The organism is Demequina flava (assembly GCF_000975035.1).
In the GTDB taxonomy this organism is placed as follows: Bacteria; Actinomycetota; Actinomycetes; order Actinomycetales; family Demequinaceae; genus Demequina; species Demequina flava.
On record NZ_BBRA01000001.1, the window covers coordinates 60016 to 86001 of the forward strand.

Here is a 25986-nt window from a genome sequence, read left to right on the forward strand (position 1 = left end):
ACTCTACGCGCAGGCTGTGACTGGAACTACGGGCGACCCGCGATGTCCAGCGCCTGCGGCAGCGTGAAGTTGCCGTTGTAGAGGGCCTTACCGACGATGGCGCCCTCGACGCCGATGTCAGTGAGGGTGCGGATCGCCGCAATATCGTCGAGGCTCGAGATTCCGCCCGAGGCAACGACAGGGGCCTTGGTGGCCTCGGCAACCTGGCGCAACAGCTCCAGATTGGGCCCGGACAGCATGCCGTCCTTCTTGACGTCGGTGACGACGTAGCGCGAGCAGCCTTCGGAGTCTAGGCGAGCGAGGACGTCCCACAGGTCGCCTCCGTCGCGGGTCCATCCGCGTCCCGACAGCGTGGTGCCGCGTACATCCAGTCCCACGGCCACGCGGTCGCCGTGCTTCGCGATGGCGGCTGCGGTCCACTCGGGGTTTTCCAGGGCCGCGGTGCCGATGTTGACGCGGGCGCATCCGGTCGCGAGAGCGCGCTCGAGCGACTCGTCATCGCGGATTCCGCCGCTCATCTCAACCTTGATGTCCACGCTCTTGACGACGCTCTCCAGCAGTGACGCGTTCTCACCACGACCAAAGGCGGCGTCGAGGTCGACCAGGTGAATCCACTCCGCTCCCCCGTCAACCCAGTCCTGCGCGGCCGACAGCGGGTCGCCATAACTGGTTTCCGAGCCGGCCTCTCCCTGAGTGAGGCGCACGGCCTGGCCGTCAGCAACATCGACGGCGGGAAGGAGTTCGAGGCGGGGGGTGTCGGTCATGGTCTCGCTTTCTCAGGCGGGCTCGTGTGCGGCTTGTCAAGGGCCGATGCGGGATCAAGGCTACCGGCACCCTCGCCTAGGGTGCGCCGTGGGTAGAGAGGGCGGAGTTCGCCTCACGAAGATTGATACACGTTTTTCTGGACAGTTCATCACTTCGTGTATTACCGTGGCGGCTATGACAGCAATGGCACACGCGAACGCCGGCGCCGAGGGCATGGACCCCGGACTCATCGCCCTGAGCGCGACACCCACCCACACCGCGGCGCTCGCCCACCTGGGCCACGCGCTCTCCGATGCGACGCGCTCCGCGATTCTGCTCGCCCTACGCGATGGTGCTCAGTGCCCCGCTGACCTCGCCGAGGCGCTCGATGTCAGCCGCCAGAAGATGTCCAATCACCTTTCAACGTTGCGCGGTTGCGGCCTTGTGGTGGCTGAGCGCGACGGGCGTCACGCCCATTACCGGCTCGCGCACGACGACGTCGCTCGCGCTCTGGACGCCATGCTCGGCCTCGCTCTGGCGCTCGACCCTGACTGCTGCGACAACAAGGAATGCACCTGCTGATGACCACTCCGACTCTCACCACTCCACGCACAGCCGTCCTACGGCGCCGCATTCGCTGGATTGTCGCCGCCACGATCGCCTACAACACCGTGGAAGCGATCATTGCGCTCAGTGCCGGGGCAGTCGCCTCCTCGAGCGCCTTGATCGGCTTTGGACTCGACTCCGTCGTCGAGGTGGGCTCAGCGGCGGCCGTGGCATGGCAGTTCGCCGCGCCCGATCCCAAGAAGCGCGAGCACCTCACGATGCGGATGATCGCGGTCGCCTTCTTCGCGCTAGCGGCAGTGGTGACGGCCGATGCCGTGAGGAGTTTGGTCTTTGGCGCTCCCCCGGAGACATCGTCTGTGGGCATCGTGCTGGCAGCCGTGTCGCTGGCGATCATGCCGACGGCCGCTTGGTTTGAGCGCAAGACGGGCGAAGAGCTCGGGTCGCCTACGGCCGTGGCCGACGCACGTCAACTGATCCTGTGCTCGTACCTGTCCGCCGCGCTGCTCGTGGGGTTGTTGCTGAACGCCACGCTGGGCTGGTGGTGGGCTGACCCGATTGCCGCCATCGTTATCGCTGGATTCGCGATTCGCGAGGGGCGCGAGGCCTGGAAGGGCGACGGGTGCTGCGCCACCTCGGGGGCGCTACTTCACGGAGAAACCGACGTTGCCTGCGAGGACAGCTGCTGTGACGCGCCTGCAGCGCACACGACCGTGTTGGCCGCAACGCGCGCAGACGATTGTGGCGACGAGTGCTGCACGGCAGGTGCCTCCACTGGTGAGGCACCCCCCGCGGCCACAAACCGTGGCGCCCGCAAGGACTTGCTCTAGAGGCTTGTCACCCAGTTGCGAAGCAACTGCAGCCCGGCTTCACCGGACTTCTCGGGGTGAAACTGCGTGGCCTTCAAAGCGCCGTTCTCGACGGCTGCGACAAACCTATCCCCAGCATCGGCCGTACCTGCGGTTGACCACGTCACCTTGGGTGCCGCAAAGCGCCCTGTGTCCTCTGTAGTACCGAGCGGGAACTCCCGCGCAGCGTAGGAGTGCACGAAGTAGAAGCGCTCGTCTTCGATGCCAGCAAAGAGCTCGGACCCCTGGGGCACCTCGACCGGAGCCCAACCCATGTTCGGGACGATCGGACTGGCGAGCTTCTCGACGACCCCGGGCCACTGGTCGAGACCATCGGCCTCTTTACCGTGCTCTACGCCACGCTCGAACATGACCTGGTGGCCGACACAGATGCCGAGCACCGGGCGGCCGCCTGCGAGGCGCCGGCCTACGATCTGGTCTCCGCGGACGCGCTTAAGCCCCTCCATGACCGCTTCAAACGCTCCCACGCCGGGGACGACGAGGCCGTCGGAGTGCTCGGCGATCACGCGATCGTCCGTCAACACCACGCGGGCGCCGACGTGTTCGAGGGCGCGCACGGCCGAGCGCACATTGCCGAAGCCATAATCAAGAACAGTCACCAGTGGTTTTGTCACGCCACAAGAGTAACGACCGCGCTAGGGTCGAAGAGACGCACTCCCGCGCTACCAGGAGGTTGCCATGGAAACCCAGGAAATCCTGATCATCGTCGCCGCCGTAGCGGTGGTGGCACTCATCATCGTGATCCTTATGCGGGTGCGTCACTCACGCAAGGTCAAGGCAATGTCGCCCGAACAGCGTGACCTGCACTACGCGCAACGAGCACACAAGAAGCGCGTCTCTGAGCTCAAGAGCGACTACAAGGCCGTCGAGAAGGACACCGAGCGTGCGGTGAAGGAGGCGCGCGACCGCCTCAAGAACGCCCTCGCGATCGGCAGCGAGAAGATCGACTCCGTGAAGGGCCCCGAGGGAACCGTGTCCCTCACCCAGCTGACGGTGACGCTGCCCGTGGGCGAGCGTGAGCTCCAGCCCGGCACATCCGCCAGCGCGTCAACGGAAGGGACCGCGCCCGCGGCCGAGGGGGACGAGGACACTCGCAAGGCAGTTCTCACGGTCACCATCGGCGAGGAGACGGCCACCGTGCCGTTCAAGCCCGAGCAAGAGGACGCCGTGCGCGCCATCGCCGCCAAGATCACGTCCGCGGCGAGCCACGTCGACGAGGTGAAGCGCCAGCGGGACGAAGCTACTCAGGCCGCCGAAGCCGACATTGCGCAGGCCAACGAGCAGGCAACTGTCCGCCTCAACGAAGCGCAGAAGACCTACGACAGCGGTATCGCCGAGTCTGACGAGAAAGTGCGCAAGGCCGAGGAAAAGGTTCGCCAGACTCGGGTGCGCTGACAGGCAGTCGCACTTCGAGCATCGGCCCTAGTCCGAGCCCGAACCGTCCGGGTTTGGGTCCGAATCGCGCTTGTTCTTCTCCATGGCCTTGTAACGCTTTTTCGCGTCCTTCGATGCACGGCGCAGTTCCTTGAACGCGGCCATCTTGGACATGCGCGCCTCGAAGACCTTGCCGGGGTGCGTCATCGCGAGTTCGTCGACAGTCTGCACGCCCGTCATGAGCGTCTCGAGGACACCCGGGGCGTTGTCGAGCGCGAGTCCCGGTGGGACCTTGCCCTTGTCCTCGCCAGCGAGCCAGCGCGTGATGGAAATCTGACCGGCGCGGCGATCCATCTGGAGGATCGGCTGCGTCTTCACGAACGCGGACAGCGCCTGGGCGGCGCGAGCCGAATTGCCGGGCTCGGTGTCGTCGAGCATCACGAGCGCTCCGGCGGAGGTCTCGATGCAACGGCCCTGCACTTCGTTGAGCGAGCACACCGCCGCGAGCATGCGGCCGTTGTTCACCGGGGTGAAGATGGCGCTGACCGCCTCTTCGACGTGCCGCCCGCTCTCCCCCTGCGGGGCTGCGTTGTCCAGGCCCGACAGATCGTCGGGAATCTCGACGCCCTCGGGGAACGAGTCATCCGACTGACTCACAGCGCGCCCTTCGTTGACGGGATCCCCTGAACCCGAGCATCGGCCGTCACAGCGAAGCGCAGCGCGCGGGCAAGCGCCTTGAACTGCGCCTCCACGATGTGGTGCGGATCGCGACCGGCCAGGACGCGCATGTGCACGCAGATGCCCGCGTGGTGCGCGATCGACTCAAGAGCGTGACCGGTGAGCGACCCCGCAAAGTTGCCGCCGATGAGGTGTGTCGCCTGGCCGACAGGCTCGCCGACGTGCACAAAGTACGGGCGACCGGAAACGTCCACGACGCACTGCGCGAGGGCCTCGTCAAGCGGCACCATCGCGTCGCCAAAGCGGGAGATCCCAGCCTTGGTGCCGAGCGCCTGCTTGAGGGCCTCCCCGATGCAGATCGCCACGTCCTCAACGGTGTGGTGCGAGTCGATGTGCACGTCTCCCGTCGCCTTCACGGTGAGGTTCATCAGCGAGTGCTTGCCCAGGGCAGTGAGCATGTGGTCGTAAAACGGCACGCCGGTGTCGATCTCGGTGGTGCCGGATCCGTCCAGGTCGAGTTCAACGAGAACTTCAGACTCGCTGGTCTTGCGCTCAATGCGTCCCGTGCGGGTGCCGAGCTCGGGTGCGGCGTCGCTCATGCCGTGACCTCCATCAGGGCGCTGCGGAACAGCGCCATCTCCGTCGCGGTGCCGATCGACACACGCAGCCATCCTTCGGGTCCCGTCACGCGGATCAAAACGCCGCGTGCGAGGAGCCCCTGAAACACTTTCTCACGGTTATCGAAGGGACCGAACAGGCAGAAGTTCGCGTCCGTCTCCGCCACGATGTAGCCCTGTGCGCGTAGCCACTCGACGGTGTCGTCGCGCTCGGCCCGGATTTCGTGAACCTGGGCCTGCAGTTCGCGGTGGTGCGCCAGGGCTGCACGGGCAACCGCCTGGGTGATCGCGCTCAGGTGGTACGGCAATCGGACCACGCGCAGGGCGTCGATCAGTTGCTCGTGCGCCACGAGGTAACCCAGGCGCCCGCCAGCAAGCGCAAAGGCCTTCGACATGGTGCGGCTGACCGCGAGGTTCTTGTGGGTGGGGATGAGCGTCGCGGCACTGGGGACCCCCGAGCGGCGGAACTCCGCGTACGCCTCGTCGATGACGAGCACGCAACCACCCTCGACCTCCTCGGTCGCGGCGTATAGCGCGCGGACCTCGTCGAGGGTCAGCGCCGTTCCCGTGGGGTTGTTGGGGCTTGCCACGATGACGAGGGTGGGCTGAGTCTCGCGAATCTGACGCGCGGCTGCCTCAATGTCGATCGTGAAATCGTCGTTGCGCGGCACCGTGAGGTACTCCGTGAGACTGTCACGCGCGTACTCGGGATACATCGAGTACGTGGGGGCGAAGCTCATGACCGTGCGCCCGGGGCCACCAAAGGCCTGGTGCAAGTGCAGCATGACCTCGTTGGACCCGTTCGCCGCCCAGATATTGCGCGATTCGACGAAGTCCACGTGGCTCTCCGCCGCCAAATAGTTGGCGAGATCCTGGCGCAACAGGGTGAAGTCGCGGTCCGGGTAGCGGTTCAGCCCCTCCGACGCCTTGCGGACCGCCTGCGCGATCGCATCGACCACCACCGGTGGCGGCGAGTAGGGGTTCTCATTCACGTTCAGGCGCGCGGCTACTGACAGTTGCGGGGCGCCATACGGCTCGAGCCCCGCGAGGTCGGGGCGCAGGGGCAAAGTCATGGTGGGAAGTCTAGTGGGATCGGTGAGGCGGGCCGATGCTGGGGTGTTCCGAGGCTCAATCCTCAGATTCCGAGGGCACGGGCCTTCGCCGCAGCGAACTCCACATCGCTGAGAACTCCGGTTCGGTGGAGCTCCTCCAAGCGCTGAATCTGGTCAAATGCGTCGTGCTTAGGAGGCGCGCCCACCAGGCGTTGCTTCGCCGCGTCGTACTCTTCGCGCGTGATGACTCGGGAGTAGACAAGATGGTTGAGCTGCTCAAGCGCCTTGGCCGTGTCCGGGTTTGCGAGCGCGTTGACCTGAGCGGCCGTGGCACGGTCCCCGCCACTGGTGTGCTCGGGCGCCGGGCTGGTCCCCATGCCGAAAAAGCGGGCCGTGACGCCTGCGACGTTGCCGCTTCGACGGCGGCTACGCGCCTGCTTGCGTTCCTCATCCAAACGGCGTTCCACGGCCTCCGTCGTGGGCCCTTGGCCCCGTAGTTGATATATACCACCTGCTATTCCAGCTAGCCCTAGACCGAATAGCACGGCGAACAGAGCGAATGTCGGAACGCTCCCGTCATTGAGGGGGCCCGCGAATACGCCAGCGACGGCGAACGCGCCGCCGAAGAGAATCAGGGGCCACGCAGTCTCCTCGCGCGCCTTGGCCGCGAAAGCACGCCGTGGCGGCCGGGTATCCCCCGTCCATCGAGACCCGTCCCAATACCGAGTGCCACCAGTTTCGGGATCTGCGTACCAACCGTTGAAGGTGGGATCAGGCGTGCTCACGAGGCTCCTCCGTTCCAGCCCGCGGCGTATACGCCCCTCTGCGTACACAGTGCAACTACGCGTGCCGAACTGTCCGCCAGCGTACTAGGGCATCCAGTGTCAGCGGGCGCACGTACGGTGGGGCCATGGCAGACAATGCAGGGCTCAGCGCACCTTCCGCGAATACGGCAACGGGGGCATCGGACGCTCCCGGCGAGGGCGACGTCCGCAATGAGGCCGAGGCGGCCCTGCGACGCCTTGTGGGTCGGGACGATGCCCGTTTGCGTGACGATCAGTGGCTCGCGATCGATGCTCTCGTCGAGCGGCATGCGCGTGCGCTGGTGGTGCAGCGCACAGGGTGGGGAAAGTCCGCGGTCTATTTTGTGGCCACGTCGTTGCTGCGTGCTCGGGGCGCGGGACCCACAATCATCGTCTCTCCCCTGTTGGCGCTGATGCGCGATCAGATTTCGGCGGCGGCCCGGGCCGGAGTAAAGGCGGCCACGGTCAATTCCGCGAACGTCACAGAGTGGGATGAGGTCCACGAAGCGATCCGCGCGGGTGAGATTGATGTGTTGCTGTGTTCACCCGAGCGTCTGAACAACCCTCAGTTCCGTGACGAGGTCTTGCCTAAGCTTGCTGCCGATGCAGGGCTGGTCGTCATCGACGAGGCGCATTGCATCTCTGACTGGGGCCACGATTTCCGCCCGGATTACCGCCGCATCCGCACGCTGCTCACCGAACTGCCGTCAGGAATCCCTGTGCTCGCCACGACGGCCACCGCGAATTCACGAGTGACGGATGACGTGGCGGAGCAGTTGGGTGTCTCCGGCGTGGACGGCATCGAACGCGACGATGTCCTCGTGTTGCGGGGCGAACTCGATCGCGAATCGCTTCACCTCGCGGTGATGCCGCTGTCGGATCCCGCCACCCGTGTCGCCTGGCTCACCACGGCGCTCCCGCAGATGGACGGCTCAGGCATCATTTATTGCCTCACGGTGTCTGCTGCGGAAGAAGTTTCCTCACAGCTGCGCAGCGCAGGGCTGGAGGTCGCCTCATACACCGGGCGCACGGACCCCACCGAGCGTGAGTCCCTCGAGGAGGACCTCAAGAACAACCGCGTCAAGGCACTGATTGCGACGTCGGCCCTTGGGATGGGCTTCGACAAGCCTGACCTCGCGTTTGTTTTCCACTTGGGCGCCCCGTCGTCTCCTATCGCGTACTACCAGCAGGTCGGCCGTGCGGGCCGTGGTGTTGACCGAGCCGTCGTGGCGCTCTTGCCCGGGGCTGAGGACAAAGCCATCTGGGATTGGTTCGGATCGCAATCGTTCCCTGGCGAAGACCAGGTGCGCGCGACTCTGGATGCACTGTCACCGGACAACGCGTTGTCGGTCATGGCCCTCGAAACCCAGGTTGACCTTCGCCGGTCACGGCTCGAGGCGATGCTCAAGGTGCTCGACGTCGACGGCGCGGTCAAGCGGGTCAAAGGCGGGTGGGTGTCTACCGGCCAAGAGTGGGTTTACGACGCTGATCGGTACGCGCGCGTAGCTCAGGCGCGCGAGGCAGAACAGCAAACAATGATCGACTACGAGAACCTCACTACGTGCCGCATGGCGTTCCTGCGCCACGTTCTCGACGACCCCGACCTGGTGGAGGGGTGGCAGTGTGGTCGTTGCGACGTGTGTGGCGGCGTCGAACTCCCCGCTGCGCCCGAGTTGGCAGCCATCGAGTCTGCCCGGGCGGACATGGACCGGGTTGGCGTCGAGATCACGGCACGCCGTCAGTGGCCGAGCGGCCTGGATCGCATCGGCTTTGACCTGCGCGGCCGCATCCCGGCGGATGAGCAGGCGCAACCTGGCCGCGCGGTAGCCAGGCTTGATGGCCTGGGCTGGTCCGGCGCGTTGCGTGACCTCTTGGAGGCGCGCGATGCCGATGGCCGCCCGGTGGATGGCGAGACCCCCGTACCACTACGTGGGGCAGCGACGCGCGTACTCGACGACTGGGATGGCCTCTGGAACGGCTCTGGGCTCATGCGCTCGCTCGCTGTTGACGCCGTGGTGGGCATCCGGTCCACCACCCGTCCGCAACTCCTGAGTCACCTGGCGCCCGGCCTCGCCCGGTACCTGGAGATGCCGTTCGCGGGCTGGCTCGGGCCGGCTGCAGGCCAAGAAGAACCCGGCCGTCACGACCTCAACTCAGCGCAGCGACTTGCTGTCGTTGCGCGCAGGTTGACGCTCGAAGACTCGGCACGCGCCTCGCTCGCAGGACGGTCGGTACTGCTCGTCGACGACTACACCGACTCGGGCTGGACGCTCACCGTGGCGGCACGGCTTCTGCGACAGGCGGGAGTGCAGGCGGTCTACCCATTCGTCCTAGGTGTGCGCTGACCTAGCGGCACCGAATCTGGTGCGGAGTGCAACGACGAGCCACTACTTATCGAGTCGCGCCTGAATCGCCTGGCCGTGTGCCGGGAGGTCTTCAGCGTTCGCCAAGGCGACGACTTTGTGACCAATCTCAGCCAAAGCATCGGCCGTGTAGTTGATCGTCGAGACCGCCTTCAAGAAGCTGTGCGCGCCCAGACCAGACGCGAATCGCGCCGTGCCGCCTGTAGGCAACACGTGGTTCGAGCCCGCCATGTAGTCACCCAACGGCACAGGACTGTAGGGGCCAACAAAGATGGCACCCGCGCTCCGGATGCGCGCGGCCACGGCCTCCGCGTCCCGCGTGTGAATTTCGAGGTGCTCAGCTCCATACGCATCCGCGACCTGGACCGACTGGTCGATGTTGCCGGTCAGGATGATCGCGCTTTGGCGGCCGGTGAGGGCCTCCTTGGTGCGAGCGATGTGGGGCGTCGCATCCACGAGGCCGTAGAGGGCTTGCTCTACCTTGTCGGCGAGCTCCTCCGAGTCCGTGATGAGAACAGAGCCGGCCATGGGGTCGTGCTCGGCCTGGCTCAGAAGGTCAGCGGCAACAAAGTGGGCGTCGGCGCTGTCGTCAGCAATGATCGCGATCTCAGTCGGACCAGCCTCGGAATCAATACCCACCACACCGTTCACCGCACGCTTGGCCGCAGCGACGTAGACGTTTCCGGGGCCGGTGATGACGTCGACGGGGTCGCACAGTCCGTCCACGCCGTACGCGAGCATGCCGATGGACTGCGCACCACCAGCTGCATAGACCTCATCGATTCCCAGCAGCGCGCACGCAGCGAGGATCGTGGGGTGCGGCTCTCCGTCGAAGGCCTTTTGCGGAGGCGTCGTCACCGCGATGGACTCCACGCCAGCAGCCTGCGCGGCCACGACGTTCATTACGACTGAGCTGGGATACACCGCCAGTCCGCCTGGCACGTACAGACCAACTCGGCCTACCGGGATCCACCGCTGGCTGAGCTTGGCCCCGGGCGCGACCTCCATCTCCACGGGAGGTGGGACGGTGGCCTCGTGAAAGGCGCGGACTCGCGTGATGGCCTCGCGCAGCGCGTCAATGACGGCTGCGTCCTGATTCTCAAGGGCTGCCTCAATACGCTCATTCGGCACTCGGAGGTGCTCGGGGTTGACGCCGTCGAACTTCTCGCCGAACTCGCGTAGGGCGGCCTCGCCGCGCTCGCGCACGTCAGCGAGCATCGGCTCGACGATGGTGAGCGCATGAGAGACGTCGACGTCGGCGCGCGGGACAATGTCCAGCAGCTCACGGGCAGTCGGGGCAGATTCACGAAGATCGATGCGGCTCAACACACAAGCGAGTCTAGTGGCCACCGCTCCTCCTCTCCCCTGGCCGTACATACGCGGCGGGGATTCGGAGTCCGGGGGCTCCTGGCCGTCAGTTTTCGGTGGAACGCGCAGGGCCCGCTCCACCAATCCACCCCAAGTGTGTGTGCTTGAAGTCGTCGCTGACCTTCAAGCCATAGCCGAGCGCACGGTCCACTCCGACGTGGAACACCCACGAGGCCGTGATCAGCGCGGCAACGCGCCCGCCCGGCACCCCAAAGCCCCAACCAGCAAGAGCCCACATCCCCATCAGCGACGGACCAATCAACGAATGGCCGGCGTTGTAGAGCGCGGCACCCAAGCGGGGGTTCGACACATAGCCAAGCGCGCTGAGGTCAAACAGCAGGAACAACGCCAATGGCCACCACCAGCCATCGAGCATCACGGCGGCCATGATCGCTACCACCGCGATTGCCACACCTTCGAGCCTTTGCCAGGTCACTGGAGTCATGGGGCCGATGCTAGCGGCGGCCTGGCAACCGACACGGACTAGGCGAGGCGGGAGCGCCCTTGGCTCGCGATGGAAGTCATGTGCTCCATCGACGTGCCACAACACCCTCCGAGCACAGTGAGATGCGGGTGATGCGCGCGCAGAACAGCAAGCTGCTCGCCTAATTCGATGGGGTCGCCGGAATCGAGTTCGGCAGCGTTGTCGAGTTCCTCGTGTGTCTTCCGCGACGCGTTTGCCACGACGCCGCGCACGCGCTCCACCCACGTGCCGGCAAGCACTCCCGTGAGGTGATCGGGATGCACGCAGTTGATCAGGTACCCCAGCGCGAACGCTTCAGTGCCCCGGTCGACGGCATCAATGGCGTCACCCAGCGTCGAGCCATCGGGCAAGAGTCCGTCGGTACCCAACGTGAACGACATCAGCACGGGCAGGTCGCAGTCCCGGGCCGCGCGCACTAATCCGAGTGCCTCATCGACCGAACCGATCGTCGCGGCCATCAGGACCTCCGCACCGGCATCCCCAAGCGCCGCAACCTGCACCTGGTGATAATCCTGAGCCTCCGCGGCCGTCATGAGTGCGTCGTGGGCGTACCCGTCATCCCGCGGGCCAATCTGCGCGCTGAGCAACGCCGTGACACAGGGATTGTCATCGCGGACCTTCGCAACCAGCGCGACGGCATCGCGGTACACACGGGAGAGGTCGGCGCTCGAATACCCCAGAGCGGCCGCGCGCTCGGGGCTCGCAACCCACGTGCAGGTGTCGAGCAATGCCCCAGTCCCGTGGCGACGCGCTATGTCGACGACTCCCTGCGCATATCCCGATAGGAGACGGCGACCTTCGGGCGTCTCGAGCAGCGGAAACGATGCGAATCCCGGGAGTTCAACGCCCTGGGTGAAGACAAGGTCGGTCTCCATGCCGAAGTAGGCCAAGTAGAGCGCGTCCTCACTGGTCAGGGCCGATGCCGGCGTCAGTGAGGACATCACGTCACCTCAGACTGCGAGGCAGTTGGGACCGAATGCCGCCTTCAAGTCCCCGTAGAGGGCTGAGGAGCGTGAGACCCGGAATTTGTCGTCCAGGCGCATCGTCACTGGATCCTGCGATCCGGTGAGGACCATCCGAACCTCGATGTTGCCCGGGTGCGAACCCAAGATGTTCTTCAGTTCGTTCACCAGCGCCGGATTCACCCGTGCCGCGGGCAGCGTGATCGCAAGCGGCGACGTGTCCTGAACCTGGAGGTTCGGAATACGCACCTCGACAGCAGAGAACTGCAGACCACCGTCACCACGCTCGCGGGCGCGGACCTTGATCGCAAGCACGGCATCGTCCGTCAGGTCCCGGGCGTACGTCTCGTAGGTTTTGCCGAAGAACGAGATCTCGGTCTCGCCAGTCATGTCCTCAAGGGTCACGATGGCGTACGGGTTGCCCGACTTGGCAACCCTGCGATCCACCCGCGTCAGCAGGCCGGCGAACGACACCTGAGACCCATCGGCTACGCCAGCTGCGGGCGTCGCGTTCAAGATCTGATGTGACGCCTCGGAGCGGATGATGTGGTCCAGCCCGGACAACGGGTGATCGGACACATACAGACCCAGCATGTCGCGCTCGAGGTTGAGCTTGGTCTTCTTGTCCCACTCCTCGAGATCAGGAACGTGGACGGTCACCCCACCGCTGAGATCGTCATCGCCACCAAAGAGATCGAACTGGCCTGTGGCCTCTTGGCGCTTCACGCCCACGACGGAATCGATCGCCTGCTCGTGAACCGCGTTCAGCGAGCGGCGCGAGTGACCCAGCGAATCGAAGGCACCGGCCTTGATGAGCGAGTCGATCGTGCGCTTGTTGCACACCTGTGCTGGGACCTTGTCGAGGAAGTCCTGGAACGACGTGAAGGCGCCCTTCTCGGTGCGGGCTTTGATGATGCCCTCGACCACGTTCGTACCCACGTTGCGCACGGCGGACAATCCAAAGCGAACGTCGGTCCCGACTGCGGAGAAGAACGCAATCGACTCATTGACATCCGGAGGTAGCACGGTGATACCCATGCGGCGGCACTCCGCGAGGTACATCGCGGACTTGTCCTTGTCCGCACCCACCGAGGTAAGCAGGGCCGCCATGAACTCGGTCGGGTAGTGCGCCTTGAGGTACGCGGTCCAGAACGACAGCACTCCATAGGCCGCTGTGTGGGCCTTGTTGAAGGCGTAGTCGGCGAACGGGAGCATCGTGTTCCACAGCGCCTTGATGGCCTCATCTGAGTAGCCATTGGCCTTCATACCCGCGCTGAAGGGCTCGAACTCCTTGTCGAGGATCTCCTTCTTCTTCTTACCCATCGCGCGGCGCAGCAAGTCTGCGGCGCCCAGTGTGTAGCCCGCGACGATCTGCGCAATGCGCTGGACCTGCTCCTGGTACACGATCAGGCCGTGCGTAATGCCGAGGACCTCGCGTAGCGGCTCCTCGAGCTCAGGGTGGATCGCCTCGACCTGCTGACGCCCGTTCTTGCGCTCGGCGTAGTTGGTATGCGAGTTCATGCCCATGGGGCCCGGGCGGTACAGCGCAAGGACCGCGGAAATGTCCTCAAAGTTGTCAGGCTGCATCTGACGCAGCAGCTGACGCATCGCCACGCCATCGAGCTGGAACACCCCAAGGGTGTCGCCACGGCCCAGGAGCTTGAATGTCTCCTCATCCGCGAGTTCAAGGTCCTCCAGCACCAACGGTTCCTTGCCGTTGTGCTCGATGTTGTACAGAGCATCGTCCAGGATTGTGAGGTTGCGCAGTCCCAGGAAGTCCATCTTGACCAGTCCCAGACCCTCACAGGTCGGGTAGTCGAACTGGGTAATGACAGCGCCGTCTTGCTCGCGGCGCATGATGGGGATGATGTCGATCAGCGGATCGGAGGACATGATCACGCCGGCGGCGTGCACTCCCCATTGACGCTTCAGTCCTTCAAGGCCCTGGGCCAGTTCCAGAACCTGAGGAGCATCGGGGTCGCTTTCCAAGTGGGCGCGGAAGTCAGCGCCCTCGCTGTAGCGCGGGTGCTTCTCATCGAACAACCCTGACAGCGGCATATCGCGCCCCTGCTGCGGCTCCGGGTAGAGCTTCGTGAGCTGCTCGCCCACTGCGAAGGGCTTACCCAGGACGCGCGCGGCATCCTTGAGCGCCTGCTTGGCTTTGATGGTGCCGTAGGTCGCGATCATTGCGACCTTCTCTTCGCCGTACTTATCGGAGACGTAGCGGATGACTTCGGCACGCCTGCGCTCATCGAAGTCGATATCGAAGTCGGGCTTGGACTCGCGCTCGGGGTTGAGGAAGCGCTCAAAGTACAGCTGGTGAACGAGCGGGTCGATGTCCGTGATCTTCATCGCATACGCAGCCATGGAACCTGCACCGGAACCACGGCCGGGACCCACCCGGATCCCCTGTTCCTTGGCCCACTTGATGAAGTCAGCAACGACCAGGAAGTAGCCGGGGTATCCCTTGCCGGCGATGACATCGATCTCGAGATTGGCGCGCTCCTGGACTTCGCCAGGAATCTCCTCACCAAAACGCTCGTGCAGGCCGCGCTGGACTTCCTTCACGAACCACGAGTGCTCGTCTTCACCGGCGGGGACGTCGTAGACCGGCATGTAGTCGGCCTTGGTGTCGAACTCGACCTCGCACTTCTCGGCGATCTCCAGTGTGGAGTCGCAGGCCTCGGGAAGTTCCTTCCACAGCTCGCGCATCTCAGCGGCGGACTTGAGGTAGTAGCCGTCACCATTAAACGCGAAGCGCTTTCCGCCCTGGTCATACGTGGGCTCGTTGAGGTTGGACCCCGACTGGACGCACAGCAGCGCCTCGTGCGCGACGGAGTCTTCCTTCTTCACATAGTGCGAGTCGTTGGTCGCAACGAGCGGTGCGCCGATCTGGTGCGCGAGCCGCAGCAGATCCTCTCGCACCCGCTTCTCGAGGTCGAGGTTGTGGTCCATGAGCTCGACGTAGAAGTTGTCTGCGCCAAAGATGTCCTGGAACTCGCCTGCAGCCTTGAGCGCCTCGTCGTACTGCCCCAGCCGCAGCCGGGTCTGCACCTCACCCGAGGGGCACCCGGTCGTCGCAATGATGCCCTTGGAATAGCGCTGCAAGAGGTCGCGGTCCATGCGCGGCTTGTGGAACTGACCTTCGAGCGAGGCGTACGAGGACATGCGGAACAGGTTGTGCATGCCAGCGGTGTTCTGCGCCCACATCGTCATGTGCGTATAGGCGCCGTTGGCGGAGACATCGTCGCGCTCCTGGCCACGCTCGCCCCACTTCACGCGGGTCTTGTCTTGACGAGCCGTCCCGGGGGTCAAGTACGCCTCGACACCGATGATGGGTTTCACACCGTGCTGCTGGCCCTTGGACCAGAAGTCGTAGGCACCAAAGATGTAGCCGTGGTCAGTGGTCGCGATCGCGCTTTGACCCAGCTCTTTGGCGTGCGAGAACAGGTCATCCAATCGGGCAGCACCGTCCAGCATCGAGTATTCGGTGTGGACGTGGAGGTGCACAAAATCGCTGCCGGGCATGGGGTTGATTGTAGGACCGTCCACCGACATCGCGTCTCGCTTCCCGGCCCTGGGAACCAGATCTTGCGGCAACACGCCGTCACAGCACGGGCGATGCTGTGGTCACCCGGCGTGTCGAAGTGATCCAGGGTTCGCGTGACGCACCTTCCCTCCCTGCGACAATGGCACCGTGAGTTCCCCGTCCCCATCCCGCAACCGCCGCGGAAACGCGAAAAGGCGAGGCCAGCATCGGCCCGATCCCCACCGCACGGTGAGCTCACGCGAACTCGAAAAGGCCGCGAGCGCCAGGCGCGCCGTGACCGTGCCGCCCATCGACTACCCCACTGAACTTCCTGTCTCAGCGAGCCGCGGCGAGATCTCCGAGGCCATTCGCGACAACCAGGTCGTGATCGTGGCCGGCGAGACGGGATCGGGAAAGACGACGCAGATTCCTAAGATCTGCCTGGATTTGGGCCGCGGGCGCGAGGGGCAGATTGGCCACACGCAGCCGCGCCGCATCGCAGCACGCTCGGTCGCCGAACGCATCGCGGAGGAGTTGGGCACCACCCTGGGCGAGATCGTCGGCTACCAGGTGCGGTTCACCGACGAGTCCTCGGAGCGCACGCTCGTCCGTGTGATGACCGACGGCATTCTCCTGGCGCAGATTCAACGCGACCCGGACCTGCGCGCCTACGACACCCTGATCATCGACGAGGCTCACGAGCGCAGTCTCAACATCGACTTCCTGCTGGGCTACCTCACCAACCTGTTGCCGCGCCGCCCCGACCTCAAGATCATCATCACGTCGGCGACGATTGACTCGCAGCGGTTCGCGCGTCACTTTGCGCCCGGCGGGCCGTTGCCGCCGCTTCCCGAGGATGCGGCCGATGCCGTGGAGGGGGCCGATGCTGCCGTTCAGTCCGCGGGTCAGTCACCGAAAAACGACGGCCAGGGCGGCCGCGAGTCCGAAAGCCCGCCGAGTATGTACGGCCAGGGGGAAGGGGGGCACGCGGAGACTGCGCCTGTTGTTGAGGTCACCGGGCGCACGTATCCCGTCGAGGTGCTTTACCGCCCGCTGGAAGGCGAGAAGCGCGGCGAGGAGGTCGACCAGGTCACTGGGATCGTGAGCGCGTGCGACGAGCTCATGGCGGCCGGCCCCGGCGACATCCTGGTCTTCCTGTCCGGAGAGCGAGAGATCCGCGACGCCGCAGACGCGCTGGAGGGGCACCTGGGGCCGCGAGCGCGTGACCCCAAGCACCCCAGCGCCGTCGACATCCTGCCGCTGTACAGCCGGCTCAGTGCGGCCGAGCAGCACCGTGTCTTCGAGCGGCACAGCACCCGCCGCATTGTGCTGGCCACCAACGTCGCCGAGACCTCGCTGACAGTCCCTGGCATTCACTACGTCGTTGACCCGGGAACGGCCCGCATCTCGCGCTACTCGAAGGCGACGAAGGTCCAGCGCCTGCCGATTGAGCCCATCTCACGTGCCAGCGCCAATCAGCGTTCTGGGCGTGCGGGGCGTCTCGCCGACGGCATCGCGATCCGCCTGTACGTCGAGGAGGATTTTGAGGGCCGGCCGGCGTTCACGGAGCCGGAGATTCTGCGCACCTCGCTTGCCAGCGTTCTGCTCCAGATGATTGCCGTCGGTGTGGTTTCCTCCCCCGACGACGTCGCGGCGTTCCCGTTCGTCGAGCCGCCGGACACGCGCGCGATCCGCGATGGCGTGCAGCTGCTGACCGAACTGGGCGCAATCGAAACCCGTGAGGGCCGCACCCGGCTCACCCAGACCGGCCGCACCCTGTCCCGGCTCCCCATGGACCCGCGAGCGGCGCGAATGGTGGTCGAGGGCGCCAAGCACGGCGTCGCCCATGAGGTCGCAATCATCGCCGCAGCGCTCAGCATCCAGGACCCGCGCGAGCGCCCCGCGGAGCACCGCGAGGCCGCGGACACACTCCACCGGCGCTTTGCGGACCCCACCTCCGACCTGCTCAGCTACCTCAACCTGTGGGAGCACTTGCGTACCCGCCGCGACGACCTCTCCGGCAACGCGTTCCGCCGCGAGGTGCGCGGCGAGTTCCTCAATTACCTGCGCATCCGCGAATGGCAGGACGTGGTCAGCCAGATTCGCCAGACGGCCAAGCCGCTTGGCATCACCCTGACGCGTCACGAACCCAAGCCTGCGGACTCCGATAGCGGCGGCGCCGAGAAGTCAGATGCCGTCCGCTACGTGTGGAACGAGGAGGCCATCCACCGCTCGGTGCTGTCCGGCCTCTTGAGCCAGATCGGCATGCAGGTGACGCAGGAGCCCAAGGCCTCCGACTTCACTCACCTGCGTGGTGGCGCGCGCGAGGCGGCGGTGCGGCGCGCAAAGAAGTCCGGCCGCAACGAATACATGGGTTCTCGCGGCGCCCGGTTCGCGATCTTCCCCGGCTCTCCCCTGTCCAAGAAGCCACCGAGCTTCGTCATGGCCGCGGAACTCGTCGAGACCTCCCGTTTGTGGGCGCGCGATGTTGCCTCGATCAAGCCGGAGTGGGCCGAGGAACTGGCAGGCGACCTCGCCAAGAAGACGTACACCAACCCTGTGTGGTCGGCCAAGCGCGGGGCGGCCGTCGCCACGGAAAAGGTCCTGCTGCACGGCGTGCCCATCGTCACGGACCGAGTGGTCCTGTGGGGAAAGACGCACCGCGAGGAAGCGCGCGAGATGTTCATCCGCCACGCCCTGGTCGCAGGCGAGTGGCGTACGCATCACCACTTCTGGCGTGACAACCAGCGCACGCTCCGCCAGGCGGAGGAGCTTGAGGCGCGCACGCGTTCGCGCGGCCTCATCGTGGACGAAGAAACGCTCGTGGAGTTCTACGACGATCGCCTGCCCGAGTCGATCATCTCCCAGCGCCACTTTGATCGGTGGTGGAAGGACGAGCGGCGCCGGTCCAAGGACCTGCTCACGTTCACGATGGCCGATGTCGCTCCCGAGCACGAGCAGGTCGACACCTCGGCGTTCCCCGACCGTTGGCCCCAGGGCGACCTCTCCTTGCGCCTGACGTACCAGTTCGAGCCCGGCACGGACGCCGACGGCGTGACGGTGCACATCCCCGTCGAAGTCCTGGCCCGCGTGGCCCCCAACGGCTTTGACTGGCTGGTGCCGGGGATGGCCGATGATCTGGCGACCGGCACAATCCGGGCGCTGCCCAAGACTGTCCGCCGCCTACTCGTGCCCGCGCCAGACACCGCGCGCGACGTCGTGGCGTGGATGGGGCGGGAGACTCCCGCATGGGAAGACATGGCGCGCGCGGGCGACATGGCGGAGTCCTACCAATCTGCCTTCACCCGCGCCGTGCGCGAGCTTCGCGACGTCGAGATTCCGGACGCGGCTTGGGATGAGGCCGCGACCCGGATCGCTCCGCACCTGCAAGTGACCTTCCGGGTCGAGGACGGCAAGGACTCTCTCGACGAGTCGACCTCGCTCCTCGCGTTGCAGCGCCGGTTGGCCCCGGAGGCCCAGGCGGCAGTCTCGGCTGCAGTCGGTACCCCCGCTGGTCTGGCGCAAGCGAAGGCCCGTAGCGCGAAGCCGGAGAAGTCAGGGAAGCCGGCCGATGCTCCGGTCACCTCTTCAGGGGCGTCCCGGACCGTATCGAGCGCGATCGAAGTGGCTCAGCTGGACGGCTGGCCGGACGTTGCGGGATCCAGCGGCGACGCGCTGCCGCGCGAGGTGACCGTTGAGGCTGCCGGCGCGACCGTGCGGGGCTACCCCGCGCTGGTTGACGAGAGCGGCGACGGAGTCGCGCTGCGCGTACTGGCGCATGCAGAGTCGGTCGAGAGAACCCACCGCTCGGGCGTGCGCGCGCTCCTGCTCAGCGAGCTCGCGCTCCCCACCAAGCGGATCACGAGCCTGTGGGACACGCAACAGTCCATGAACCTGGGCACCTCTCCCTACCGGTCCACTGATGCACTCGTGACGGACCTACACCGTGCAGCCATCGAGCGCCTCACCAGCGGCGACGATGATGTTGCGCGCGTGACCACGCGAGCCGACTACGAGGCAACCCGCAACCGCATCCGCGATGTGCTTGAAGGCGAGGTCCAAGCGGTGGCGACCCAAGCATCGGCCGTACTCGCCGCCCACCGCGATCTCGAAACCGCGATATCCAGCTCCAACTCGTTCGCCCTCTTGGCCACGGCCACGGACCTGCGAGACACCACTGGCGCGCTCGTGCATGACGGCTTCGTCGCGACCACCCCGCCCGCCTGGTGGCCGCACCTGGAGCGCTTTGTGCGTGCCGGGAGCATCCGACTGGAGAAGGCAGTCGCGGACCCTCATCGCGACGCGGTGCTCGCTGGCCAGGTGCGCGATGTTGAGGACACCGTTCAGCAGGCTCGTGCCGCGTACGACAAGGGCCGTGTCGATGCGGACCGCGAGGCGGCGCTGGTGCGCGCTCAGTGGCTCATCGAAGAGCTGCGAGTGTCCTTGTTCGCCCAGCAGCTCGGCACCAGCGAACCGATCAGCGCCAAGCGCATTGTGAAGGAACTCTCGTGACCGCCTCCCTCGCGCCCCCGTGGCGGGTGTGGACCGAACGCGGCATTGCCGTCCTGTGGATCGCCGTCGTGGTGTGGGCCTTCGCGACCGCATGGGGCGGCATCATCCATAGCCACCCCGCCTACGCGGTGCTCTTGATCCTCAGCGCCGTCGCGGCACTAGCCGTCCTGATTCGCTCGCTCACGTGGCAGCGCCGCACGGCTCGTCACGGATGCCGGCGGGTGTTCCGCATCACGGGTGCCGTCCTGGCGATCGGCTGGGCGGGCCTGCTGATCTGGCTCAAGCCCTTCACCGCTATTGAGCCAGCGCTCGACGCGATGGATTCCGATGCCGCGGTGACCGTGACCGAGACCGCGACGAGCGTCACGATGGTCCCCACGGAGCAGGCCACGGATACCGGCGTGCTGTTCCAGCCGGGTGCACTCGTGGATCCCCGCGCCTACGCCGCTCACCTGCGTCCGCTCGCGGAGGCCGGCCACACCGTGGTCGTCACCAAGCAGCCGCTGGGTATCGCCTTCCTCAACACACGTGCGCTCGATGGCGCGCGGGCCGCGCACGCGGGACTGACGACCTGGGCGGTCGGCGGCCATTCGCTGGGCGGCGTGGTTGCGTCGATGGAAGCCAATGGCTCAACGGATGCGCAGGGTGCGGACGGGCTGTTGTTGTTCGCGTCCTACCCCGCGAATGACATGAGCTCGTCACTCACGGCCGCTGTCGAATCGATCTCGGGCACCGACGACGGGTTGTCAACGCCGGACGCGATCGAGCTCTCACGCGGGAATCTTCCTGCAAGCGCTCACTTCACGGTGATCGACGGCGCGAGCCACTCTCAGTTCGGGGACTACGGACCACAGCCAGGAGACGGCGTCGCCACCATCTCCGATGATGATGCGCGTTCTCAGATCTCCTCAGCCGCGTTGGCGTTCGTCGACTCGCTCGGCTGATGAGGTTCGAGGCGCCCCACATCCTTGAACGCGTCCCGGTGCCAGATGCCCTCGTCTAGATACGGGTCGCCGTAGACGGTGTACCCAAGACGCTCGTAGAACGGGATGGCGTGGTCTTGCGCGGACAATTCCACCCGCACGCCGCCATCGACTCCGTAGTGCTCTAGCGCGGCGCTCTCCAGTGCCTGCATGAGGGCCCGGCCCGCGCCAGTCCCGCGAGCTGCACGAGATACCGCGAGGCGGCCGATGTGAGCCGTTGACGGGTCCATCACGCCGTGTCCGGTGCCCTCGCCGTGCACGGTGTCGGTGAGGGGTGCCAGCAGGCGTCCGGCGCCAAAAGCCATGCCGTCGCCGTCAAAGGCCACCACGTGGATGGTGCGTGGGTCGTCATCGAGCGCGTCGCGCTCACCTTCAGGCGACACTCCCTGCTCATCGACGAAGACCTCGAAGCGCACCTTCATGGCGTCCTCGAGCGTGGCTCCCTGCCCAACGATGGCAACGCGCATGTCAGTCCCTCAGAATCGCGAGCGCGGAGGCGAGGTCATCCGGGTACTGCGAGGTGACGCGGACCTCCTCGCCATGCGCGGGGTGTGCGAAGGCAAGTTCGTGGGCGTGGAGCCACTGACGGCTCAGTCCCAGACGCTTTGCCAAGACCGGATCCGAACCGTACGTGAGGTCACCCACCAACGGGTGCCGCATGGCCGTCATGTGCACGCGGATCTGATGCGTGCGCCCGGTCTCGAGGTGGATCTCCAGCAAGGATGCCGCGGGAAACATCTCGAGGACCTTGTAATGCGTGATCGAGTCCTTGCCGTCTTGCATCACCGCGAACTTCCAGTCGGACTTGGGGTGGCGGCCAATAGGGGCGTCGATCGTGCCTTCGGTGGGGTCCAGGTGGCCCTGCGCAATTGCGTGATAGACCTTCTCGACCGTGCGTTCCTTGAACGCTCGCTTGAGCTCGGTGTAGGCGATGTCCGAGCGTGCCACGACCATCAGGCCTGAGGTTCCGACATCCAGCCGATGCACGATCCCCTGGCGCTCGGGAGGTCCCAGTTGAGAGACGGTCACGCCGGCGGCGGCGAGGCCACCCACCACCGTGGGGCCAGTCCAGCCTGGAGAAGGGTGGGCCGCAACGCCGACGGGCTTGTCGACGACGACGATGTCCTCGTCCTCATAGGCGATCGTGAGCCCGCCTGGAAATTCCGGCTCAGGGGTCGCTTCGCGCTCGTCAGGGATGTCGACAGCGAGCACGCCATCGGCGACCCGGTCAGACTTTCCCAGCGGACGCCCGTCCAGGAGCACCGCGCCGTCAGACAGCAACTGGGCAGCCTTGGTGCGGCTCACACCCAGCACTCGCGACAGGGCGGCGTCGGCGCGTTCGCCGACCACTGCATCGGGCACTGGGAGATATCGAGTGTCAGCCACGTTCCTCATTGTCCTGGGTTGAAGCATCGGGCGCCTCTTCAGTCGAGGTCCCGGGCGCGGGCGTGAGGAGCTGGGTCCCTCGCATGGTGAGCAACAGCACCGCGATGGCGACGCCAACGATCGCGATATCCGCGACGTTTCCGACAAACCAATCGTTGTAGTTGATCATGTCGATCACGTGGCCCTGGCCAAAACTCGGGTCACGGAACAGCCGGTCGATCAAATTACCGACGGCGCCTCCGAGGCCGATGCCGAAGAGCCATACCGCGAGAGTTGACTTAGCCCGCCGCGCGTAGAACACAATTCCGACCGTGATCGCCAGCGCGACGACGGTCAGAACCCACGTGAAGTTGTCCCCTAAGGAGAACGCCGCGCCGGAGTTGAACACCAACTGGATGGACAGGAAGTCACCCAGAACCTCGTGCTTCTCGTATGGCACAAGATTTTTCAGCGACCATTGCTTGGTCGCCTGATCAACCAGGACAACGGCAAGTGCGACCAACCACAGGGTGGGTCGCCAGGTCAACGACGCTCCTCGCGCTGCTTGCACGCCACGCAGTGAGTAGCGCGCGGGAAAGCCTGTAGACGTGCTTTGCCAATGCCTTCACCGCAGACCTGGCAGGTGCCGTAGGTGCCTTTGCGGACGCGGCGCAGCGCGTCGACGCTCTGTTCGAGCATGTCGCGCGTGTTGTTGACGATCGACATCTCCTGCTCGCGCTCGAGAGCGGATGAGCCGACGTCGGCCTGGTCGTCGCCAGCACCTTCGGAGGTGTGGAGCAGATCGTCGAGTTCATTCTCGACGCCCTCAAACTCAGTGACGAGGCGCTCGACGTCCTCATTCAGCGTCGTGACGAGTGCGCGAAGCTCTGCGAGCTTCCACGAGTCGTCCCCCTCGCGCACTGCGAGCTTCTTGGCGTCGGCGGCCTTTAGGTCGGCCGGATCGATCACGATCACCGTGACATCTGTGCTGGACATGACCATCCTCGTTTCGAGTAGTAGCGCGAGACTAGTCCCGTTCGGACCCCGGCGCAAAGCGCCACGCCCCATGAGACACAGCGACGCCGTCGCCAGCCCGGAGGCTGACGACGGCGTGAACGCTGGTGAAGCTGTTGTGCTTAGTTGTGCTGGTTGTCTTCGCCTGCGGGAGGCTGAACGCGCGGCGTGTACTGAGAAGCTCCCCACGGAGTGGTGGACTCTTCAGCCTCACCGGCGCTCGACGAGCTCTCGGGACGGACCTGGGCCCACGGACTCGCAGCGGGCTGCTCGCCCTCCGCTGCGTCTGCTGCGGGCTCGTCCTCAGCGCTGGCCTGGGCCACCGAGGGGGCGGAAACGACCGAGTCGCTCGCCTCTTCACTGACGGACTCTTCCGTGGCTCCAAACGAGGCGCCGAACGAGACGCGATCCGGTGCGGGTGCGTCGTCAAGCGACGCGGCGCCGGGCTCCTGGTTCGACGAACCGTGGTCGAGGTCACCGAGCAAGTTCTCGAGGTAGCCCTTGAGACGCGACCGGTAGTCACGCTCAAAGCGACGCAGGTCGTCGATCTTGCCCTCAAGCTCGGTGCGCTCGGAGGAGAGCTCATCGAGGCGGGACTTCGCGTCGGTCTCTGCCTGGCCAACGATCGACTCCGCCTTGACCTTCGCGTCGTCAATGAGGCGATCACGCTCTGCCTCACCTGCCGACACGTACTCGTCGTGGAGACGCTGGGCCATCGCAAGCATGCCCGTCGCCGTCGGAGGCGTGGGGTCGGTTGCGGCCTGGAGAAGGCTCTCGCTCTGAGGCGCGGCCTCTTCCGCGGAAGGTGCGACCGGTGCCGGAGCGGTGGCCTGTCCTGCCTGAGCCTGTGCCAGACGCTGCGCAAGGTCATCGCGCTCAGCTGTCAATGCCGAGATGGCCTGCGCCACCTCGTCGAGGAAGTCGTCGACCTCATCCTGGTCGAAACCCTCGCGGTACTTCGTCTTGGAAAACGCCTTGTTCAGCACGTCCTCTGCAGTCAGCAGTGCCATGTGTCGACCACCTCTAGTCACGTCAAGGCCATAGTGTCCGGCCCAAACTGGTTGTACTTCACTCTATATACGTATCGGCAGAAGCATGAGTCTGCCGTAGTAGGAAATATCAGCCGACCACGAGGATCAGCTGACTCAGGAGCCCATCGAGCACGATGCAACCGATGAAGAGCACCAAGAATGCCAGGTCTAGCGACGCTCCGCCCAGTCGAAGGGGCGGAATAACACTCCGCAACGCCTTCAGCGGCGGATCAGTGACTGTCAGGACGCCCTCAACCAGCACGAGCATGGGTCCCTTGGGACGCCACTCGCGGGAGAAAACCAAGACCCAACTGATAATCATGCGCGCAAAAAGCAGCAGCATGAAGAGATAGAGCGCGAATTTCAGCGCGGCAAGAGCGAAGACCACGCAGTGAGCCTAACTGGTTTAGTGCTCGTTGAAGAATTCGCTCTCGGCGGGAGCCTGAGGCTCCTCGTCGACACCGATCTCCACGTGTGCGGGCGACAGCAGGAAGACAGCGGTCGTCACGCGCTCAATCGATCCGTGCAGACCAAAGGACAGACCTGCAGCGAAGTCGACGAGGCGCTTGGCGTCCGCGTCAGACATCTCGGTGAGGTTCATGATCACGGGAACGCCCTGGCGGAACGCTTCACCAATCAGGCGCGCATCGTTGTAACTACGAGGCTTGACGGTCTGAATACGACGCAGGTCAGTCTCGGAAACGGACGCACGGCGTCCCTCGCCGCGGGAGCGCGACTCGCTCTTATCACGCACGTCAGAGACGTCGTGAAGGTGGGTGACGGGAGCAAGCTCCTCGTCCGCGTAGTCGTAGTCCTCGTGCTGCGATGTGTCGAAGCCGAGGTACTGGATCGCCTTGCGCATGGCGCTCATGGGCCCGCTCCTTACCAAGTTGCCAGGTGGTTGTTCTCACGGTACGGCTCGCGTCGACATCGATCAGGGAGCGACACGCCGCGCATCGCTACGGATGCACAATGACGCCCGCGTGACGCCCCGTCAGACCGTCACGCCGATGCGAGAAGACCTGCTGGTCCTCGAGAGTGCACACCGGGATGCGCACAATGGTCCGCACGCCCAACTCCCCTAGCCGCGCCTCCACGGCGCGAGGAAGGTCGAGCGCCGGTGTGCCCCACGACGTGGTCGCGAAGGCGGCCCTGTGGCGTGCAGACACTTCCGCACGCATCTGTTCGGGGACCTCGTAGCACTTGCCACAGACGGACGGACCGATCGAAGCGCTGATGGAGGTCGTGGGCGTGGACTTGCCTCGCAAGTCGATCAGGGCTGCCATGGCGGCATCGATCACGCCTGCGTACAGACCCGGCCTGCCCGCGTGCACCGCGGCCACAGCGCCAGTCCCGCCATCGTGCAACAGCAACGGCACGCAGTCCGCGGCGATCGCCCCGAGTGCGACGCCGGGCGTGGTGGTGATGAGGACGTCGGCCGGCGGTGGTTCTCTACCCGCCTCGGTGATCCACTCGACGCGCACTCCATGGGCCGCATTCAGGAACGTCACGGGCGCGTCCGCGTGCCTCGCCACGACCGCCCTATTGGCGGCTACCGCCTCAGGGTCGTCGCCGACGTGGGTCGCGACGTTAAGGCTTGCGTAGGGCGGTTGGGATTGTCCGCCGGTCCGCGTCGTGAAGAAGGCGCGGACCGGCAGACCGGCGTCAATCACC

The 25986-nt window shown here is 65.5% G+C and carries 24 protein-coding genes; 6 read left to right on the plus strand and 18 right to left on the minus strand.

The features are described 5' to 3' along the window. Window positions 1-26 precede the first annotated feature (26 nt). Window positions 27-764, minus strand: coding sequence for a bifunctional 1-(5-phosphoribosyl)-5-((5-phosphoribosylamino)methylideneamino)imidazole-4-carboxamide isomerase/phosphoribosylanthranilate isomerase PriA (priA, locus tag AOP74_RS00280; protein WP_061960343.1), 738 nt, complete (start codon window positions 762-764; stop codon window positions 27-29). Window positions 765-939: 175 nt separating this feature from the next. Here priA and AOP74_RS00285 point away from each other — a divergent pair, with 175 nt between their 5' ends. Both AOP74_RS00285 and AOP74_RS00290 read left to right on the plus strand, forming a co-directional pair. Beyond that, entirely contained in the window at window positions 940-1326 is a 387-nt protein-coding gene (locus tag AOP74_RS00285; protein ID WP_369345489.1) for an ArsR/SmtB family transcription factor, read from the plus strand. Beyond that, complete coding sequence (locus AOP74_RS00290) at window positions 1326-2138, plus strand: cation efflux transmembrane domain-containing protein (protein WP_082095896.1); 813 nt, start codon at window positions 1326-1328, stop codon at window positions 2136-2138. Before AOP74_RS00285 ends, AOP74_RS00290 begins: the two co-directional genes overlap by 1 nt. Here AOP74_RS00290 and hisH read toward each other — a convergent pair. Beyond that, complete coding sequence (hisH, locus tag AOP74_RS00295; protein ID WP_061960344.1) at window positions 2135-2791, minus strand: imidazole glycerol phosphate synthase subunit HisH; 657 nt, start codon at window positions 2789-2791, stop codon at window positions 2135-2137. The two genes, AOP74_RS00290 and hisH, sit on opposite strands and share 4 nt — an antisense overlap. A gap of 64 nt (window positions 2792-2855) precedes the next feature. Here hisH and AOP74_RS00300 point away from each other — a divergent pair, with 64 nt between their 5' ends. Beyond that, window positions 2856-3572, plus strand: a complete 717-nt coding sequence (locus tag AOP74_RS00300) for a hypothetical protein (protein WP_061960345.1) — start codon at window positions 2856-2858, stop codon at window positions 3570-3572. Between the two features lie 27 nt (window positions 3573-3599). Here the strand turns inward: AOP74_RS00300 and AOP74_RS00305 are convergent, their stop codons facing one another. The 4 genes from AOP74_RS00305 to AOP74_RS12170 form a co-directional block, all read right to left on the minus strand. Then, a complete protein-coding gene (locus tag AOP74_RS00305) occupies window positions 3600-4208 on the minus strand; it encodes a hypothetical protein (RefSeq protein ID WP_061960346.1) in 609 nt (202 codons plus the stop codon). Beyond that, window positions 4205-4828, minus strand: a complete 624-nt coding sequence (hisB, locus tag AOP74_RS00310; protein ID WP_061960347.1) for an imidazoleglycerol-phosphate dehydratase HisB — start codon at window positions 4826-4828, stop codon at window positions 4205-4207. The genes AOP74_RS00305 and hisB overlap by 4 nt, the downstream gene beginning before the upstream one ends. After that, a complete protein-coding gene (locus tag AOP74_RS00315) occupies window positions 4825-5919 on the minus strand; it encodes a histidinol-phosphate transaminase (protein ID WP_061960348.1) in 1095 nt (364 codons plus the stop codon). Before AOP74_RS00315 ends, hisB begins: the two co-directional genes overlap by 4 nt. Window positions 5920-5981: 62 nt before the next feature. After that, the gene (locus AOP74_RS12170) at window positions 5982-6683 is read right to left on the minus strand and encodes a DUF2510 domain-containing protein (RefSeq protein ID WP_160297424.1); all 702 of its coding nucleotides are present in this window, start codon (window positions 6681-6683) and stop codon (window positions 5982-5984) included. Window positions 6684-6808: 125 nt separating this feature from the next. Between AOP74_RS12170 and AOP74_RS00325 the strand changes: the two genes are divergently transcribed. Continuing rightward, the gene (locus tag AOP74_RS00325; protein WP_061960350.1) at window positions 6809-9046 is read left to right on the plus strand and encodes a RecQ family ATP-dependent DNA helicase; all 2238 of its coding nucleotides are present in this window, start codon (window positions 6809-6811) and stop codon (window positions 9044-9046) included. A 42-nt stretch (window positions 9047-9088) separates the two neighbouring features. Here the strand turns inward: AOP74_RS00325 and hisD are convergent, their stop codons facing one another. The 4 genes from hisD to dnaE all read right to left on the minus strand — a co-directional run bounded on the left by hisD (window position 9089) and on the right by dnaE (window position 15406). Beyond that, entirely contained in the window at window positions 9089-10393 is a 1305-nt protein-coding gene (hisD, locus tag AOP74_RS00330; protein WP_061960351.1) for a histidinol dehydrogenase, read from the minus strand. Window positions 10394-10478: 85 nt separating this feature from the next. Beyond that, a complete protein-coding gene (locus tag AOP74_RS00335; RefSeq protein ID WP_061960352.1) occupies window positions 10479-10877 on the minus strand; it encodes a DUF4260 family protein in 399 nt (132 codons plus the stop codon). Window positions 10878-10915: 38 nt separating this feature from the next. Further along, the gene (locus AOP74_RS00340; RefSeq protein ID WP_061960353.1) at window positions 10916-11857 is read right to left on the minus strand and encodes a homocysteine S-methyltransferase family protein; all 942 of its coding nucleotides are present in this window, start codon (window positions 11855-11857) and stop codon (window positions 10916-10918) included. A 9-nt stretch (window positions 11858-11866) separates the two neighbouring features. After that, window positions 11867-15406 carry a DNA polymerase III subunit alpha gene (dnaE, locus tag AOP74_RS00345; protein WP_152649102.1) on the minus strand — a complete coding sequence of 1180 codons (3540 nt, stop codon included), beginning with the start codon at window positions 15404-15406 and terminating at the stop codon, window positions 11867-11869. 250 nt (window positions 15407-15656) lie between these two features. On the opposite strand from dnaE, the gene AOP74_RS00350 reads away from it, so the two are divergent. Both AOP74_RS00350 and AOP74_RS00355 read left to right on the plus strand, forming a co-directional pair. Then, on the plus strand, window positions 15657-19919 hold the full coding sequence (locus AOP74_RS00350; RefSeq protein WP_061960355.1) for a DUF3418 domain-containing protein: 4263 nt from the start codon (window positions 15657-15659) through the stop codon (window positions 19917-19919). Further along, window positions 19916-20863: an alpha/beta hydrolase gene (locus AOP74_RS00355; RefSeq protein WP_061960356.1), complete on the plus strand. Its 948-nt coding sequence runs from the start codon at window positions 19916-19918 to the stop codon at window positions 20861-20863. Before AOP74_RS00350 ends, AOP74_RS00355 begins: the two co-directional genes overlap by 4 nt. Here AOP74_RS00355 and AOP74_RS00360 read toward each other — a convergent pair. The 8 genes from AOP74_RS00360 to pgeF form a co-directional block, all read right to left on the minus strand. After that, entirely contained in the window at window positions 20818-21369 is a 552-nt protein-coding gene (locus AOP74_RS00360) for a GNAT family N-acetyltransferase (RefSeq protein ID WP_061960357.1), read from the minus strand. The two genes, AOP74_RS00355 and AOP74_RS00360, sit on opposite strands and share 46 nt — an antisense overlap. Window position 21370: 1 nt before the next feature. Next, window positions 21371-22288 (minus strand): RluA family pseudouridine synthase, encoded by a 918-nt coding sequence (locus tag AOP74_RS00365; RefSeq protein WP_061960358.1) that lies wholly within the window; start codon window positions 22286-22288, stop codon window positions 21371-21373. Further along, a complete protein-coding gene (gene lspA / locus AOP74_RS00370; protein ID WP_082095899.1) occupies window positions 22281-22814 on the minus strand; it encodes a signal peptidase II in 534 nt (177 codons plus the stop codon). The genes AOP74_RS00365 and lspA overlap by 8 nt, the downstream gene beginning before the upstream one ends. Next, window positions 22811-23263, minus strand: coding sequence for a TraR/DksA family transcriptional regulator (locus AOP74_RS00375; RefSeq protein WP_061961845.1), 453 nt, complete (start codon window positions 23261-23263; stop codon window positions 22811-22813). The genes lspA and AOP74_RS00375 overlap by 4 nt, the downstream gene beginning before the upstream one ends. A gap of 140 nt (window positions 23264-23403) precedes the next feature. Next, complete coding sequence (locus AOP74_RS00380; protein WP_061960359.1) at window positions 23404-24291, minus strand: DivIVA domain-containing protein; 888 nt, start codon at window positions 24289-24291, stop codon at window positions 23404-23406. A 109-nt stretch (window positions 24292-24400) separates the two neighbouring features. After that, the gene (locus AOP74_RS00385; protein WP_082095900.1) at window positions 24401-24700 is read right to left on the minus strand and encodes a YggT family protein; all 300 of its coding nucleotides are present in this window, start codon (window positions 24698-24700) and stop codon (window positions 24401-24403) included. Between the two features lie 18 nt (window positions 24701-24718). Beyond that, window positions 24719-25183 (minus strand): cell division protein SepF, encoded by a 465-nt coding sequence (locus AOP74_RS00390; RefSeq protein WP_061960360.1) that lies wholly within the window; start codon window positions 25181-25183, stop codon window positions 24719-24721. 88 nt (window positions 25184-25271) lie between these two features. Continuing rightward, entirely contained in the window at window positions 25272-25985 is a 714-nt protein-coding gene (gene pgeF / locus AOP74_RS00395; RefSeq protein WP_061960361.1) for a peptidoglycan editing factor PgeF, read from the minus strand. Between the last annotated feature and the right edge of the window lies 1 nt (window position 25986).

Excerpts from the sequence above, each read along its gene's own strand:
- priA (WP_061960343.1), bottom strand. The coding sequence starts at position 764 with ATGACCGACACCCCCCGCCTCGAACTCCTTCCCGCCGTCGATGTTGCT.
- AOP74_RS00285 (WP_369345489.1), top strand. The coding sequence starts at position 940 with ATGACAGCAATGGCACACGCGAACGCCGGCGCCGAGGGCATGGACCCC.
- AOP74_RS00290 (WP_082095896.1), top strand. The coding sequence starts at position 1,326 with ATGACCACTCCGACTCTCACCACTCCACGCACAGCCGTCCTACGGCGC.
- AOP74_RS00300 (WP_061960345.1), top strand. The coding sequence starts at position 2,856 with ATGGAAACCCAGGAAATCCTGATCATCGTCGCCGCCGTAGCGGTGGTG.
- hisB (WP_061960347.1), bottom strand. The coding sequence starts at position 4,828 with ATGAGCGACGCCGCACCCGAGCTCGGCACCCGCACGGGACGCATTGAG.
- AOP74_RS00315 (WP_061960348.1), bottom strand. The coding sequence starts at position 5,919 with ATGACTTTGCCCCTGCGCCCCGACCTCGCGGGGCTCGAGCCGTATGGC.
- AOP74_RS00325 (WP_061960350.1), top strand. The coding sequence starts at position 6,809 with ATGGCAGACAATGCAGGGCTCAGCGCACCTTCCGCGAATACGGCAACG.
- AOP74_RS00335 (WP_061960352.1), bottom strand. The coding sequence starts at position 10,877 with ATGACTCCAGTGACCTGGCAAAGGCTCGAAGGTGTGGCAATCGCGGTG.
- AOP74_RS00340 (WP_061960353.1), bottom strand. The coding sequence starts at position 11,857 with ATGTCCTCACTGACGCCGGCATCGGCCCTGACCAGTGAGGACGCGCTC.
- dnaE (WP_152649102.1), bottom strand. The coding sequence starts at position 15,406 with ATGCCCGGCAGCGATTTTGTGCACCTCCACGTCCACACCGAATACTCG.
- AOP74_RS00360 (WP_061960357.1), bottom strand. The coding sequence starts at position 21,369 with ATGCGCGTTGCCATCGTTGGGCAGGGAGCCACGCTCGAGGACGCCATG.
- AOP74_RS00375 (WP_061961845.1), bottom strand. The coding sequence starts at position 23,263 with ATGTCCAGCACAGATGTCACGGTGATCGTGATCGATCCGGCCGACCTA.
- AOP74_RS00380 (WP_061960359.1), bottom strand. The coding sequence starts at position 24,291 with ATGGCACTGCTGACTGCAGAGGACGTGCTGAACAAGGCGTTTTCCAAG.
- AOP74_RS00390 (WP_061960360.1), bottom strand. The coding sequence starts at position 25,183 with ATGAGCGCCATGCGCAAGGCGATCCAGTACCTCGGCTTCGACACATCG.